The sequence below is a fragment of the Ignavibacteriota bacterium genome (genome assembly GCA_016218045.1).
GTDB lineage: Bacteria > Bacteroidota > Ignavibacteria > SZUA-365 > SZUA-365 > JACRFB01.
Genome location: JACRFB010000021.1, coordinates 1 through 16142, shown reverse-complemented (window position 1 = coordinate 16142; position 16142 = coordinate 1). Strand labels below are relative to the sequence as shown.

At 60.9% G+C, this 16142-nt stretch carries 10 protein-coding genes; 7 read left to right on the top strand and 3 right to left on the bottom strand.

The window, feature by feature from the left end:
• Window positions 1-8: 8 nt before the first annotated feature.
• The 3 genes from nusA to HY962_06590 form a co-directional block, all read right to left on the bottom strand.
• The gene (gene nusA, locus HY962_06600; GenBank protein MBI5646584.1) at window positions 9-1322 is read right to left on the bottom strand and encodes a transcription termination/antitermination protein NusA; all 1314 of its coding nucleotides are present in this window, start codon (window positions 1320-1322) and stop codon (window positions 9-11) included.
• Window positions 1323-1359: 37 nt separating this feature from the next.
• Window positions 1360-1818 (bottom strand): hypothetical protein, encoded by a 459-nt coding sequence (locus HY962_06595; protein MBI5646583.1) that lies wholly within the window; start codon window positions 1816-1818, stop codon window positions 1360-1362.
• A gap of 216 nt (window positions 1819-2034) precedes the next feature.
• Window positions 2035-3372, bottom strand: a complete 1338-nt coding sequence (locus tag HY962_06590) for an NAD(P)-binding domain-containing protein (GenBank protein MBI5646582.1) — start codon at window positions 3370-3372, stop codon at window positions 2035-2037.
• Between the two features lie 372 nt (window positions 3373-3744).
• Between HY962_06590 and HY962_06585 the strand changes: the two genes are divergently transcribed.
• The 7 genes from HY962_06585 to HY962_06555 all read left to right on the top strand — a co-directional run bounded on the left by HY962_06585 (window position 3745) and on the right by HY962_06555 (window position 15736).
• A complete protein-coding gene (locus tag HY962_06585) occupies window positions 3745-4746 on the top strand; it encodes a hypothetical protein (GenBank protein ID MBI5646581.1) in 1002 nt (333 codons plus the stop codon).
• 7 nt (window positions 4747-4753) lie between these two features.
• Window positions 4754-6442: a cytochrome C gene (locus tag HY962_06580; protein ID MBI5646580.1), complete on the top strand. Its 1689-nt coding sequence runs from the start codon at window positions 4754-4756 to the stop codon at window positions 6440-6442.
• A 77-nt stretch (window positions 6443-6519) separates the two neighbouring features.
• A complete protein-coding gene (locus tag HY962_06575) occupies window positions 6520-11580 on the top strand; it encodes a hypothetical protein (GenBank protein ID MBI5646579.1) in 5061 nt (1686 codons plus the stop codon).
• A gap of 2 nt (window positions 11581-11582) precedes the next feature.
• The gene (locus HY962_06570; GenBank protein MBI5646578.1) at window positions 11583-13283 is read left to right on the top strand and encodes a hypothetical protein; all 1701 of its coding nucleotides are present in this window, start codon (window positions 11583-11585) and stop codon (window positions 13281-13283) included.
• A 192-nt stretch (window positions 13284-13475) separates the two neighbouring features.
• The gene (gene smpB, locus HY962_06565; protein MBI5646577.1) at window positions 13476-13931 is read left to right on the top strand and encodes an SsrA-binding protein SmpB; all 456 of its coding nucleotides are present in this window, start codon (window positions 13476-13478) and stop codon (window positions 13929-13931) included.
• Between the two features lies 1 nt (window position 13932).
• Complete coding sequence (locus tag HY962_06560; protein ID MBI5646576.1) at window positions 13933-15153, top strand: tyrosine--tRNA ligase; 1221 nt, start codon at window positions 13933-13935, stop codon at window positions 15151-15153.
• A 58-nt stretch (window positions 15154-15211) separates the two neighbouring features.
• Window positions 15212-15736 carry an arginine decarboxylase, pyruvoyl-dependent gene (locus tag HY962_06555; protein ID MBI5646575.1) on the top strand — a complete coding sequence of 175 codons (525 nt, stop codon included), beginning with the start codon at window positions 15212-15214 and terminating at the stop codon, window positions 15734-15736.
• The last annotated feature ends 406 nt before the right edge of the window (window positions 15737-16142 follow it).

The following is a 16142-nucleotide window of genomic DNA, read 5'->3' as shown; positions in this document are numbered from 1 at the left end:
TGATCCTGCTATTCGGAATCGTCCGATCCTTCTTCGTTGAAGGCGTTTTTCATTTCGACGACGATGTCGTTGAGTTGTTCGATGGTCATGCCGGGAATCTTCGAGAGAAGTTCCGAGACCGGGGCCTGGATCACATCGTTCGCCGTGCGGTAGCCCGCGGTTTTGAAGCGTTCGATGAGTTCGGCGCCGAAATCGTCGACGAATTCGTCGAGTTCGATTTCGTATTCGTCAAGCGCGGTGGTGGCGGGTTCCTCGCCTTCCTTCACGATCTCGATCTTGAAGCCCGTCAGTTCCGACGCGAGGCGGATGTTTTGTCCGTTGCGTCCGATCGCGAGCGAGGCCTGATCGGGATTCACGTGCACCTTCGCCACGCGCGAGATCTTGTCGAGCCGCACTTCGAGCAGCTTGGCCGGCGCGAGGGCGCGCTGTATGAAGAGCTGCGGGTCCTCGGTGAAGTTGATGACGTCGATGTTCTCGTTGTTGAGTTCGCGCACGATCGAGTGGATGCGCACGCCCTTCATGCCGACACATGCGCCGACGGCGTCGATGCGGTCGTCGTGCGACTGCACGGCCACCTTCGCGCGCTCGCCCGGCTCGCGGGCGATCTTGCGGATCGAGATGATGCCGTCGTACACTTCCGGGATCTCGTGTTCAAACAGTTTCTGGAGAAAGAGCTTGTCGGCGCGCGAGACGACAACCACCGGCATGCCGCTGCCCTTGCGCTGCACGTCCTTGATCACGCAACGGATCACGTCGCCCTTGCGGTAGCGTTCCTTGCCGATCTGCTCGCTCTTGGGGAGGAGGAGTTCGGTGCGGTTGTGGTTGATCAGCACGTCGTTCTTGCGCACCTGATACACGTCGCCCACAACGATGTCTCCCACTTTCTCGGAGTACTCGTCGTAGATGAGGTCCTTCTCGATTTCCTTGATGCGCTGGTTCAGGTTCTGCTTCGCGGTGGAAACGAGGCGGCGGCCGAAATCGTCGAGGGGAATGACCTCGACCAGTTCCTCGCCCACATCCAGATCCTCGCCCGACACTTCGCGCGCGGTGGCGACGTCGATTTCAATCGCGGGATTCTCGACCGTTTCGACGATCTGGCGGATGAGGAAGATTTCGATCTCCCCCTTCTCCATGTTCGCGATGATTTCGAAGTTCGCATCGGCGCCGTAGCGCTTGCGCACCATCATGCCGAAAATGTCTTCGACTATGGACGAAAGGCGGTCGCGATCGATGCCTTTCTCGCGAACCATCTGGCTGAACGAATCGACTATATCCGATCTCCGTTCGGCCTCTTTTTCCTTTTTTACTGCCTTGCTGCTCATGGAATCCGGTATTCCTCCGCTTGACGATCGTTGCGTGTCAGACTTTTTTCGATTTCAAACTCGCGCGCACCAGGGCGCTGCGAATATTCGCACATGGTATTTCGAGCGTCCTGCCGCCTTTCGACAGCGAGACAACGCCCTCGTGTTCGCCTTCACAGACGGCCTCGATCGATGTTTCGACCGCGCCGTCGAGATACACCACCTGCATTTCGTACCCCTTGTGGCGGTTGTATTGCCAGGGGAAACGCAGCGTATTGTCGAGACCCGGCGAGGAAACCTCGAGCCGGACGCTCTCGGCCAATTCGGGATGCTCTTCCAGCAGGGGCAGCACAGATTGAGTGATGCGGCTCAGCAGATCGATGGTGATGCCGTCCAGCGTGTCGGCGGCCACCGACAACACCTCGCCGCCCTTTTCCTTCTGCCAGTCCATGGACACGAGCAGGGCGCCGTGTTCGTGAATGATTTTTTCGATTCCTTTTTCGATCTCTTTACGCATCTCGAGGGCCATATAAACAAAAATGCGGGATTGCCCCACATTTACAGAACACCAATATACCCGTCGGATGGGAAAGATGCAATGAAAAATGACGAATTATTGTAAAGAGCCGCTGCAGCGGTGGAAATATCCCCGGGACCGGCTCGAGAAAGCAGGACGCGGAAAACGCAGCGGTTTGGCCCGGGTCCGGCCGGAGTAGTCCCCTGATCCCGGCTCTTAAAGCAATGCGTTCTGGGCTTCCCTGGTCATGTCGCGCGGTCCGAGTACGATGCCGACGCTGGTGAGGAAGTCGTTGGGCGGAATACCGCCGGCAAAAATCCACACATAGTCGTTGTCCAGCGTTTCTGGCCGCCCGTTGATGTCGAGAAGCACGGCTGTTTCGGTGATTTCGACCGGGGCGGACTCGAAGAGCACACGCACCGTCCCGTTATCCATACACTCCTTGATCCTCTGCGTGTTTCTTTCTTTGATGCGCGAAAATGCGTCCTTCCGGTACGAGAGTGTGACCTGATTCCCCTTTTGATGTGCGAGCCCCATGGCCGCCTCGACGGCGGAATCACCTCCGCCGACGATGAGGATGCGCGCATGTGTGTACGCGTCGGCCTCGATGAGACTGTACATCACTTTCGGAAGCTGCTCACCCGGGACGCCGAGTGTGCGCGGCGTACCGCGGCGGCCCAGTGCCAGAACCACGGTGCGCGCGCGGAATTCGCCCTTTATGCTGCGGATGGTAAAGATGCCCGCGTCGTCGCGGTGTATCGTTTCGACACGCTCCTGTGTGCGCACCTCGAGACCCGACTTCGCGGCGACCTCATGCCAGAACGCGAGAAGTTCCTCCTTGCTCAGCTCCAGCTTGCGGAATTTGCCGTGCAGGGGAAATTCGACGGGACTCGTCATCACGAGCTTCTGCCGTGGATACTTGGCAACAGTGCCGCCCAGCTCGTCCTGTTCGAGCGTGACATACGAGAGTTTATTTTCGATGGCGCGGAGAGAGGCCGAGATACCTCCCGGTCCGGCTCCGACAATACACACATCGGCGACGTCCGCACCGCCCGTCCGACCTGTACTCTCGAGCCGACGATGTATGCCGTCGATACAGTCGCGGCCCTGATTCACCGCATTTTTCACAAGGGCGAGACCGCCGAGTTCGCCGATGATATACATACCGGGAACATTGGTCTCGAATTCCTCCGTGAGCTGCGGCATATCGGCGCCGATGCTGGGCGACGCCATGACGATGGTGATGGCGCCGACCGGGCAGGCGTCCGCGCAGAGACTGTGCCCGATACACTTGTGACCGTTTATGATGGCGGCCTTGCCCGCGATCACACCCAGCACATCACCCTCGGGGCAGGCGTCCACACAGGCGCCGCAGCCGATACATTGACTGATATCGATGCGCGGGTGCTGCGCGCGGGGTCCGCTGCTGTGCAGCGCTCCGAGACCGGCTGCCTCTCGCGCCTTGGCCTCCTTGCGTTTCACCACCCGCATATACGGGATGACTGTGGCAAAAACCAAAATCACAAAAACGAGAAAAATGAAGAAGCTTTCCATGACGCAGACCGGGTTGATTGTGAAAGTGGGAATATATAACAGAATTCTGAAGGTAGAAGGTGAAAAATGAAAGATGAAAGATGGATTGTGAAGAGTGGAAGATATATGGTGTGAAGTGGAAGGTGAAAAGTGGAAAGTGGAAGGTGAATTTTGTGAACAGGTCCCGCTCTCCCGCTGTCCCGCTCTCCCGCTGTCCCTCTCTCCCGCTGTCCCTCTCTCCCGCTGTCCCTCTCTCCCGCTGTCCCGCTGTCCCGCTCTCCCGCTGTCCCGCTGTCCCGCTCTTCCGCTATCCCGCTGATGGAAATCCGGTTCAGAGTTCGTATACTGTATGATCGCTTCGCGAATTATTCACGCCACAACACGCCAGACACTATGTCTCCATCCGTGCATCGGATCTGGATCGTTTCCCTTTTTACGCTTGGTATCGTTACAACATCGTGGTACGGATACCAGGGTTTCCGCTACTTCATCACCCCGCAGAGCGAAATCGACGTACTCGAAGCGGATCTCGACTCGAAAATGTCCGAAATCGACGTCGAACTCGAGATGCGCGCGCAAGGACTGAGTTCCTCCGAAAAATCGGAGGCGGAGTTGCTTGCGGAGAAGGAGCGTCTCGGAGCGCAGCTCCGCTATTGGCTCGACTGGCAGGCCGGCGGTCCGATCGGGCACGGTCTTGGCGTGATCGGATCGCTGATGATGACCGTCGGTGTGGCGATGTACTCGACGCGCAAACGGCTGAGGCGCCTGCGCTTCGCGGGCAAGATCCGTCACTGGCTCGAGGCGCACATATTCCTCTGCCTGCTCGGCCCGTCCCTGGTGCTTCTCCACACCACATTCAAGTTCGGCGGACTCGTTTCGATCGCCGCGTGGAGCATGATCTTCGTGGCGCTGAGCGGACTGCTCGGCCGCTACGTGTACACCCAGATTCCGCGCACCATCGAGGGCAACGAGCGCGGCATGGACGAACTTGCCGCCGAGGACGAGGCCCTGCGCGAAGAATTGCAGAACACCTACGGACTCGACGCAGCCACCATGGCCTGGATCGACGGCTTAAACACCATACGCCGGAGTGACACGAGCGTACTCCGCGCATTATTCGCCGTGTTGAGGGACGACTCTACCCGCTGGCTGCGCACACGCGCATTGCGTGCACACCTCCGCGAGCGCGGCGTGGAGCACGACCGCGCAGCCGCCATCATGCGGGTGGCGCGGAAGCGCTCCCTACTCGAGCGGCGCATCGCCTTCCTCGACAGCGCGCGTGAAATCTTCCACTACTGGCACGTCATACATCTGCCCTTTGCGATCATCATGTTCGTGATTCTCGCGATTCACGTGGGTGTCACCGTCTCGCTGGGATACAAGTGGATATTCTGAGAACAGGATGCGCGGATCCGATATAACTCTGCGACCGCTGCCGGCGGTTCTGCTCGCTTTCCTGCTGGCCGGATACGCGCCAACGCTGCATAGCCAGCTCGTTTCACCAGGGAAACTCTCAACCGTTCACGCTGCACTCGACGGAGTGAACGACTGCGCGAAGTGCCATAACTTCGGCGACAAGAGCGTGCGCGTCAACTGCCTCGCCTGTCATGCGGAGATCCGTTCACGTGTGGAGCGCGGACTCGGGTATCACGCCTTCACAAAAAAACTCGAGTGTTCGGCCTGCCACAAGGAACATCACGGACGCGACTTCAAGCTGATCCGTTGGGACCCCGCAAAATTCGATCACCGGCAAGCGGGTTTTGAACTCGTTGGAAAACATGCCGGAAAGGAATGCCGCGCCTGCCACATCCCAAAAAACATTGTGCAGAAGGAGATCCGCGGCAAGAGCGCGGCGGCGAAGCAGCGCACATACCTGGGCCTCGAACCCGCGTGCATCAACTGCCATACCGACGGACACGCCGGACAGCTCGGCAGCGACTGCGCGCGCTGCCACACGCCCGCGGACTGGAAGCAGAACAGCTTCACACATTCCCGCGCACGTTTCCCTCTGCTTGGAAAACATGCCGACGTGGCCTGCACAAAATGCCATCCTCCCCTGCCGGGAGCCACGGGCACGGGCATGGCGGCCATGAAATTACACGGACTCGCCTTCAAAACGTGCGGCGACTGCCACGAAGACAAACACAAGGGGCAGTTCGGGAAGGACTGCGCACAGTGTCACACGCCGGAGAGCTGGAAGTCCGTACGCCTGTCCTCGAACGCGGGGTTCGACCATTCAAAGACTCGCTTCGCGCTGCAAGGCCGGCACGCGTCGCTGGCCTGCGCCAAGTGTCACGTTGGCGGAGATATCGCGAAATACCGCAACAAGGAACTCGGATCGTGCCTGCTGTGCCATGCGGACGCGCATGCCGGGCAATTCGCCCAGGCGCGAGGCGGCACGGAATGTTCACGATGCCATACGGTGGACGGTTTCCACCCCTCGCGCTTCGAGCAGCCGGACCATGCCACCACACGATTCCCCCTCGAAGGCGCACATGCCGCGGTGGCCTGCGACCGTTGTCACACAACGGAGACTCGAGACGGCACACCCGTGCGGCGATTCCGCTGGACCGACCTCGCGTGTACATCCTGTCACAGCGATTATCACGCGGGACAATTCCTGAAACGTCCCGACAAGGGCGCCTGCAACGGCTGCCACAGCACCGCGAGCTGGCACTCGATGGAATTCGATCATGCCGCGACCGACTTCCCCCTGCGCGGCAAACACCTGGCCGTGCCCTGCGACAAGTGCCACGGCAGCGTGGAAATAGGCGGCGCGCAAACACGCCGCTTCACCTTCGACAGCATCACCTGCGCGAGCTGCCACACCGATCCGCACGGCGGACAGTTTGTTGTGAACGGAACCGTGACCTGCGAACGCTGCCACAGCACCGGTGAATGGAAACCGAGCACCTTCGACCACACCCGCGACTCGCGTTTCCAGCTCAACGGGCGCCACGCGGCGCTTGCCTGCTCCGCCTGTCACCGAGCCACTGCCGGTGAATCCGGCGGCATTGTGCGCTACAAACCCATCGATCCGGATTGCGCAACCTGTCATCCGGCATCCGACACAGAGAAAAAAATGCAATGAGGAATACTTTTCCCCTCACCGGCGACACAATAAATGGATATTTTCACTCCATTGCATCCAGAATTACGAGGACCGCCATGACGAGGAAAGGTACGGCACACTTGCGGACATACGCCCTGACGGCGCTGGGGATACTCCTCCTCGGCTCCTTTTTGCTGTCGGTTCGCACGGCGGCGCAGACACCCGCGGGTGCGAGTCCACATCGCAGTTTCGGCATCCCGTGCATGAATTGTCACACCACCGAGTCGTGGAAGACGATCAAAAAATCCGCCGAATTTGATCACAAACTCACCGGCTACGTGCTCAACGGGCGACACGCGTCCGTGCCCTGCGCCTCGTGCCATGGTGCCGTGTCATTCAAGGATCTGAAAAAGGACTGCCTGTCCTGCCACAAGGATTTCCACAAGGGCGAGTTCGGCAACCGCTGCCGCGACTGTCACACGCCTGCCGGATGGCGCGCGCCGAACGAGCAGGTGGCCAAACATCAGCTCACACGTTTCCCCCTGCTCGGCGCGCATGCCGCGGCCGACTGTGCTGCGTGTCATGCGACACAGCAGACACGCGAGTACGCGGGGACACCCACCGATTGTTATGAATGCCACAAGGCCGAGTACGCGGCCGTGGGTGAACCCGATCACGCCAAGAACAATTTCGACCATCAGTGCGCGCGCTGCCACGATGCCGCGGCAGGGTCATGGAGCGGCAGTTTCACCCATCCGCCCGTGCCCTTCATGAGCACACCCGCGCATCTGCGGCTCGCCTGCGGCCAGTGTCACACCTCCGGGTATCGGAACACACCCACCGACTGCTACGGCTGTCACCAGCGCGACTACGCATCGGTAAAACAGCCCGATCACGCTGCGGGCAGTTTCGACCGGAACTGCACCGTGTGCCATGATCCGGTGCACTGGAAACCAGCGCGTTTCGACCACAACAAAAGCGGCTTCCCCCTGCAGGGCGCGCATGCCGCAACACCCTGCGCACAGTGCCACACGAGCGGCTACGGCAAGCTGCCGAAGGACTGCTGGAGCTGCCATCAGAACGACTACCGCGGCACGACCTTCCCGAATCACGCGCAGGGGCAGTTCTCGCAGCAGTGCACCGACTGCCACACACTCACCGCGTGGAAGCCGGCCGCCTTCAAACACGACAACACGAACTTTCCGCTCACGGGCGCGCACCGGCAGACCTTCTGCGAGAAATGCCACATCGGCGGGAAATACTCGGGCCTGCCGCTCGACTGTCAGGGTTGTCACGAACAGAACTTCCTTCAGACCAGCAAACCAAAACACGACCAGGTCGGTTTCACGCGGCAGTGCGCGCTGTGCCACAACACCACCGCCTGGCAGCCCGTCGAAACAATGCCGCGCAGCATCGATCACAACCGCACGCGTTTCCCGCTCGAGGGAGCGCACGCCGCGGTGGCCTGCGACCGCTGCCATGTGAACAAGGTGTTCGGCGGCACACCCACCGAGTGTTTCGTCTGTCATGAGCGCGATTTCCGGGGAGCCACAAATCCCGATCACGCGGCGGGAATGTTCGAACACGACTGCCTCTCCTGCCACACCATGGCCGGCTGGAAACCCGCGACCTTCGATCATGGCAGCACCAAGTTTCCGCTGCGCGGCGCGCACAGCACCGTGCCATGCGCCAACTGTCACGTGGGCGGCAACTACCGGCTCGCCTACACCGACTGCTGGCAGTGTCACGAGAAGGACTACACCGCGTCGCTGCAGCCCGCGCATGTGAAGGCGCAGTTCCCGCACGACTGCACGCGCTGTCACACCGAAACCGCGTGGAAGCCCGCGACACTGGACCATGCCAAGACGCAGTTCCCGCTGCGTGGCGCGCACGCCGCGGTGCCCTGCGAAAGTTGCCATCCCGCCGGAGCATACACGGGCAGACCTCTCGAATGCGCGGGCTGCCACCAACCCGATTACGACAAGGTGACGGCGCCCGATCACAAGGCCGGGCAGTTCCCGCGCGAGTGCTGGAAATGCCACTCCGAGACCGCGTGGAAACCCGCGCTGTTCGACCATGCCACCACCCGTTTCCCGCTGCAGGGTGCACACACCGCGGCTCCGTGCCAGGACTGCCACACAAACGGCGTGTTCACCGGCACGCCCATGGACTGCTGGTCCTGCCATAAAAAGGACTTCGACGCCGTTGTCACACCCAGCCACGTCTCGGGGCAGTTCGATCACGACTGCACGCGCTGCCACGGCAACGCAGCGTGGAAACCCTCGACCGTGAACCACGACAACACACGATTCCCGCTGCTCGGCAAACACAAAACCGCGGCCTGTGAACAGTGCCACATCAACGGCAAGTACAGCGGCATGGCAACCGACTGCTGGTCGTGTCACGAGAAGAACTACACGGGAGTGACGCAGCCGAATCACGTGCAGGGCCAGTTCAACCACGACTGTACCATGTGCCACGGCGTCGACGCATGGAAACCCACACGCCTCGATCACGACCGCACGCGATTCCCGCTCACAGGCCTGCACCGCACCGTTGCCTGCGAGAAGTGCCATACCAACGGACAGTATGGCGTGCCGCTGCCCACCGACTGTTTCACCTGCCATCAGACCACCTTCCAGCAGACACGCAATCCCGATCACACCACGGGACAGTTCCCGCACAGTTGCCAGGATTGCCACACCACCGCAGGATGGAAACCCGCGAGCTTCGATCACACAACGACAAAGTTTCCGCTCGAGGGCGCGCATCGCGCAGAGCCCTGCCAGTCGTGCCACGTCAACGGCAATTACACACTCACCTACACTGATTGTTTCCAGTGTCACGAGCGCGACTTCACCGCGACACGCACGCCCGATCACACCGCCGCGCGCTTCGATCACGACTGCACCAAATGTCATGGCGTGAGCGCGTGGAAGCCGTCCACTTTCAACCATGCGACAACAAAATTCCCGCTGACCGGAGCGCACAGCGCCGAGCCCTGCCAGTCGTGCCATATCAACGGGAATTACTCGCTCACGTACACCGACTGCGCGCAGTGCCATCTCTCCGACTACAACGCCACCACCGCCCCGAATCACAGCACTGCACAATTCCCGCGCGACTGTCAGCAGTGCCATACCGTCTCGGCTTGGAAGCCCTCGACGTTCGATCACACAAGCACGAATTTCCGTCTCGAGGGCGCGCATAACACGGTCCCGTGCCAGAGCTGCCACACAAACGGCAACTACACGCTGAAATACACCGACTGCCTGCAGTGTCATCAGCAGGATTTTTCGGGCGCGAAACAGCCCGACCATACGGCCGGAGGCTTCCCGCGCGACTGCAAGACCTGCCACACGAACACCGCTTGGAAACCCGCGACTTTCGACCACGCCGCGACCGCCTTCCCGCTCACGGGCCGACATCAGACCGAGCCCTGCCAGAGCTGCCACACAAACGGCAATTACACGCTGAAGTACACGGATTGTTTTGCGTGCCACACTCAGGAGTTCAACACGGCGCTGACGCCCAATCACGTGTCGAGCAAGTTCTCGCACGATTGCTCCATCTGCCACACCACCAGTGCGTGGAAACCGTCGGTGCTGGACCACAACAAAACGCGCTTCCCTCTGAGCGGCAAACACACGGGAGTCGCGTGTGAACGCTGCCATGTGAACGGCAACTACCAGCTCACCTACACCGACTGCGCGCAGTGCCACAACACCGATTTTGTCAACGCGAAAAATCCCGATCACACCGCGGGCAAATTCCCGAACGACTGTACGAAGTGCCACAGCAGCAACGGCTGGAAACCCGCCACATTCAGCCATGGCAGCACGGCCTTCCCACTCGAGGGGGCGCACACGCCGCTGGCCTGCGAGCGCTGCCACATCAACGGCAATTACCAGCTCACCTATACCGGGTGTTACACCTGCCACAGCACTTCGTTCCAGCAGACCAAAACGCCGGATCATGTGGCCGGTCAATTCAGCCATGACTGTCTGAAGTGCCACACACAGATCTCGTACAAACCGTCGACATTCAACCACAACAGCACCGCGTTCCCGCTGCAGGGCGGACATGTGGCCGTCCCCTGCCAGCAATGCCATGTGAACGGCAATTACACGCTGAAGTATCAGGACTGCTGGCAGTGCCATCAGACAACATTCAACGCGACCACAAATCCGAGTCACAGCGCCGGACAGTTCAGCCACGACTGTCTCTCGTGTCACACGCAGTCCGCGTGGAAACCGGCCACCTTCGACCACGCCACAACGGCCTTCCCGCTGCAGGGCGCGCATCAATCGAAGCCCTGCCAGGACTGCCATGTCGGCGGAAATTACCAGCTCGTGTATTCCGGCTGTATCACCTGCCATCAGTCCGCATACAATTCAACGACCAATCCCGCGCATGTGACAAATCAATTCCCGACGACCTGCCTCACCTGCCACACACAGATCACGTGGACGCCGTCGACATTTTCACACGCCGCGACAAACTTCCCGCTGCAGGGAGCGCATCAGGCACAGCCGTGCAACGCGTGTCACACCAACGGCAATTACACGCTGACCTACACCGACTGTTGGCAGTGTCATCAGAGCGACTATCAATCTGTGACGAATCCGAACCACGTGACGGCGCAATTCTCGCACACCTGCACACAATGCCACACGCAGAGCGCGTGGAAACCATCCACCTTCAATCACGCCAACACCGCCTTCCCGCTGGCGGGCGCACACATCGGCAAACCCTGCGCCGACTGCCACATCAACGGCAATTACTCGCTGACGTACACGGGCTGCTGGCAATGCCATCAGTCGGACTTCACCGGCGCGACGACTCCGGCGAATCACTCCGCTCTGAACCTCAGCCACACGTGCACGACCTGTCACACGCAGACCGCATGGTCGCCCGCGACGCCGTTCCGCACATCACACAACGTGAACGCGCCGACGGGATTCCCGATATACACGGGATCAAAACACGCGTACCCGAACCGTTGGTCCAACTGCAACCAGTGCCACACCACCAACGTCACCAGCACCTTCTGCTGCACCGGCTGTCACAACAATCAGTCGAGTCTGAACGGTGATCATCAGGGCGTCAGCGGCTACACGTACAACTGCACCGCCTGCGCCAACAGCGGCTGCCATCCCGACGGGAGGGAACCGTAACAATGCGGGTTCCTGCGATACCGGCACGGCGCGCGGCACGATACGCGCGCCGCGTCTTCCCGGTTGTGTGCCTGTGTGTGCTGTTCGCCACGCGCGCCGCTGCGCAGCCCTCACGGGTGTCGGGTGAGATCACCTATGTGACAAGCGCGTCCGTGTACGTCAGTATGGGCACCAATCAGGGTTTCGATGTCGGCGACACATTACGCGTGACAAAGAAGGAAACAACGCTGGCGGTGCTGGTGGTGACCAGCGTGTCGTCGCGGTCGATGGCGACGCGTATACTGGTGAAGAACGGTCCACTGGCGGACGGCGACAAGGTGGACGGGACACCGCGTCGCGCAGCGCCCGACATGCGTCCGCGCGTCCCGCTCGACACCGCGGCCGCCGGGACGGTGCGAGACGACACAACCCGCGCGGGTGGTACACAGACGATCCCCGCCGTGGCATCCCCTCTCGCGCAGCGCCCACGGCAGGAGGCACCGGCCGACAACACCGTGCGCGGAAGGGTCTCAGTGCAATACTACGCGTTGCGCGGCAGCGGCACGACGGCGCTCGCCTTCAGCCAGCCCGCGCTCTCGCTTCAGTTCTCGGCGGACCATCTCTTCGCGCTGCCCCTGCAGTTCACCCTGTACTCGAATCACCGCTACGACGCGCGCGACGCCGCGCTGCGCTCGAGCAACGCAGGTGCGCGTCTGACGAACCGCATCTTCCAGCTCGCGGCCGAATACGGCGGCATGGACGCGCCCTTCTCCGCGACACTCGGACGTTTCCTTGCGCCGCAGGTCGGCGGCGTCGGCACCTTCGACGGCGCGATGATGATCGGCCGCAGCGCCGGCTGGGAAGCGGGTATCGCGGCCGGATCACAACCCGGCTACCGCGAATCAGAAGTCAACACCGACGACCCTAAGGCCGCCCTGTTTGTGTCGTACACGCGGGGCGACTGGCAGAGCACGCGATATCAGGGCGGCGCGGCTTTTGCGCAGACCTACAAAGGCGGCGCGCTCGACCGCGGTTTCATCTATCTGCAGAACACCCTCGCGTTCGCCGAGGGCATCTCGATATACCAGAACGCCTCCATCGACATGTACGACAGCGCGCCGCAGGGTGTCGCCTCGTCGCCGCATCTCAGCGACATCTTCCTTTCCGCGAGCTGGCGGGCGTTGCGCTGGCTGTCGTTAAACGGCTCGGTGGCCTCGCGACGCAACGTGTACTACCTGCGCAGCTTTGGCGCAATCCCCGACAGCAGTTTCGACAAGCGTCGGCAGCACGACACGCAGGTGAGCGCGGGCGTGAATCTGCCGATGGCGATGTTTGTGTCGGCCACGGGATCGTTGCGCGCGCGTGACGGCGAAGCCGGCACGGCCAACGCGCTGTCGCTGCGGTACACCTGGGCCGACGTGCTGTCGTCCGAAACGAATCTCTACGCAAACGCCTCCATCGCCGACAACATCCTGAGCACATCGCGTTCCGTCGGTTTCGAGCTGAACCGCGAGATACTCCAGGCGCTGACGCTGTCGGTGCGTGTGCAGACCTTTTCGTATTCGTTCACATCACCCGCGCGCGCCATCACACGCTCGACTCTCGGCATCGACCTCTACGCGCGCATCGGCCGCGTGGTCTTCGGCACCGCCGGCTTCGAACAGGCCTGGGAAAGCAGCGGCGCCACCGCGCGCCTGTTCACCGACATCAGCGTGCGCTTCTGAACAGCGGGACAGCAGGACAGCGGGACAGCAGGACAGCGGGACAGCGGCCGAAGGCCGCAAGGAAAAACCTCCTTTCCTCCGTTCCTCCTGTGTGCTTTTTGCTTCGCGTAACAGGCTAATCCGGGACAGACGGACAGCGGGATTGTTCAAGTCTCCGGGTCTGCGTATACTTGTGGTTCGGTTCGAACAGCATTGACAGATGAAAAACACATACAGGTCGCAGCCACAAATCGACGCGCACGGTACGAGTACCACGTACTTCAGACGCTCGAGGTCGGCATCGCGCTTCGAGGCACGGAAGTGAAATCCATCCGGGCCGGGAACGTCAATTTCCAGGATTCGTATGCGCTGGTGCGCGACGGCGAACTGTATCTCGTGAGTCTGCACATCAGTCCTTTCGAGAAAGGCAACATCTTCAATCACGATCCCGTGCGGCAGCGCAAACTGCTCGCGAAGAAACGCGAGATACGCAAGCTGGCGCAGAGCGTCAACGAGAAAGGCCTTACACTCATCCCGCTGCAACTGTATTTCAAGGGCAGGCATCTGAAAATCGAACTCGGTGTCTGCAAAGGAAAAAAGACCTACGACAAACGCGAGACCGTAAAGGCCCGCGACGCCCAGCGCGACATGCGCAGGCAGGACGACTGACATGACGACACGTTACCCCTCCGTCAACGAGCAAATGGATCTGCTGCGCCGCGGCGCAGCGGAGATCATCCCCGAGGAAGAGCTGGTCCGCAAGCTCGAGCGCTCCCTCGCCACCGGCACACCGCTGCGTGTAAAACTCGGGTGCGATCCGAGCCGGCCCGACCTGCACCTCGGCCACTCGGTGGTGCTGCGCAAGCTGCGCCAGTTCCAGGATCTCGGGCACGACGCGATACTCATCGTCGGCGATTTCACCGGCATGATCGGCGATCCTTCCGGCCGCAACAAGACGCGTCCGCCGCTCACACTCGACGACACGCGCGCCAACGGTCGCTCGTATTTCGAGCAGGCCTCACGCGTGCTCAAGGCCGACGCGGTCGAGATCCGTTTCAATTCCGACTGGCTGGGTACGATGCAGTTCGAGGACGTGATCAAACTCGCCGCGAAGTACACCGTGGCGCAGATGCTCGAGCGCGACGAGTTCGACAAACGATTCACTGCGCGCGAGCCCATCAGCATACACGAGTTCCTTTACCCTCTTGCGCAGGCCATGGATTCGGTCGCGATACGGTCGGACGTGGAGCTAGGCGGGACGGATCAGAAGTTCAACCTGCTCGTCGGCCGCGAGATTCAGCGCGAGTACGGGCAGGAGCCGCAGGTGATCCTCACCATGCCGCTGCTCGTGGGCACGGACGGCGTCGAGAAGATGAGCAAGTCGTACGACAATTACGTGGCGTTCACCGACACGCCCCAGGATATGTACGGCAAGGTGCTGTCGATTCCCGACAACGTGATACTCACCTACTACACGCTGGTGACGGACGTCGACGAACAGCGCATCGCCGCGATACGCGCGCACATCGAGTCGGGCGCGAATCCGCGCGACGCGAAGCGCGAACTCGCGCGCGCCGTGGTCGCGATGTACTACACTCCCGCCGACGCGCAAGCCGCGGAGGAACATTTTGACCGCGTCTTTCGCGACAAACTTCCACCGGAAGAAATGGACACGTATATTTTCACCGGCGTCGAGAACACCCTGCTCGACGTCCTCGTCGCCGCGACCGTGGTACCCTCGAAGGGAGAAGGCCGGCGCCTGATTCAGCAGTCCGCGGTCAGCATTGACGGGCGCAAGATCACCGATCCTCTCGAGCCCGTCCCCGCGGCCGGCGAGTGCATCGTCAAGGTCGGCAAGCGCCGCTTTCTGCGAATCACGCGCGAATCGTAATTCACTTTCGCACTCACTTTTCAGCCAACGGAGTACGCCCGTGTTTGTCCCGACCAAGATGTTTTTCGTCAAAGGCGCAGGCCGCCACAAAGAGTATCTGCAGTCGTTCGAGCTTGCGCTGCGCGCAGCCGACATCGAACAGCAGAATCTCGTCACCGTGTCGAGCATCTACCCGGCCGGTTGCAAGATCATTAGCAAACACGACGGCCTCAAGCTGATCCAACCCGGACAAATCACGTTCTGCGTGATGGCGCGCAACGCCACCAACGAGGCCAACCGTCTCGTGGCCGCGTCGATCGGCGCCGCCATCCCCGGCGACGGCGATTCGTACGGCTATCTGTCGGAACATCATCCCTTCGGCGAAACACAGAAAGTGGCCGGCGACTATGCGGAGGACCTCGCCGCGACCATGCTCGCCACCACGCTCGGCATCAAGTTCGATCCCGAGACGGCATGGGACGCGCGCGAAAAAGTGTACAAAAAGGACAACAAAATCTTCCGCACCTTCAACGTCACACAGTCCGCCGAAGGAAAAAAAGGCCTGTGGACAACTGTCGTCGCGGCCGCGATACTTCTGCCGTAGCAACTGTTTTTACGTTACACGTTACATGTATCCACGTGGCACGTGACACGTTTCACGAGGACGTGTGGAAAGTGGCAAGGTAGCAAAGTAGCCAGGTAGCGTAGCCACCACGGCATACGTTACACGTATCCACGTTACACGTGACACGATTCACGAGGGCGTGTGGAAGGTGGAAAGGTAGGAAGGGTGCGGGATGTCGTAGGGCTCTCCCGCTGTCCCGTCGCGCTTCGACTCCGCTCAGCGAGACACCATTTCGTTGTCCCGCTGTCTCGTTGTCCCGCTGTCCCGTCGCGCTTCGACTCCGCTCAGCGAGACACCATTTCGTTGTCCCGCTGTCTCGTTGTCCCGCTGTCCCGTCGCGCTTCGACTCCGCTCAGCGAGACACCATTTCGTTGTCCCGCTGTCC

Bases quoted from the DNA above. Each gene is read 5' to 3' on its own strand.
- nusA (MBI5646584.1), bottom strand. From the start codon at position 1,322: ATGAGCAGCAAGGCAGTAAAAAAGGAAAAAGAGGCCGAACGGAGATCG.
- HY962_06580 (MBI5646580.1), top strand. From the start codon at position 4,754: ATGCGCGGATCCGATATAACTCTGCGACCGCTGCCGGCGGTTCTGCTC.
- HY962_06570 (MBI5646578.1), top strand. From the start codon at position 11,583: ATGCGGGTTCCTGCGATACCGGCACGGCGCGCGGCACGATACGCGCGC.
- HY962_06595 (MBI5646583.1), bottom strand. From the start codon at position 1,818: ATGCGTAAAGAGATCGAAAAAGGAATCGAAAAAATCATTCACGAACAC.
- HY962_06560 (MBI5646576.1), top strand. From the start codon at position 13,933: ATGACGACACGTTACCCCTCCGTCAACGAGCAAATGGATCTGCTGCGC.
- HY962_06585 (MBI5646581.1), top strand. From the start codon at position 3,745: ATGTCTCCATCCGTGCATCGGATCTGGATCGTTTCCCTTTTTACGCTT.
- HY962_06555 (MBI5646575.1), top strand. From the start codon at position 15,212: ATGTTTTTCGTCAAAGGCGCAGGCCGCCACAAAGAGTATCTGCAGTCG.
- HY962_06590 (MBI5646582.1), bottom strand. From the start codon at position 3,372: ATGGAAAGCTTCTTCATTTTTCTCGTTTTTGTGATTTTGGTTTTTGCC.
- HY962_06575 (MBI5646579.1), top strand. From the start codon at position 6,520: ATGACGAGGAAAGGTACGGCACACTTGCGGACATACGCCCTGACGGCG.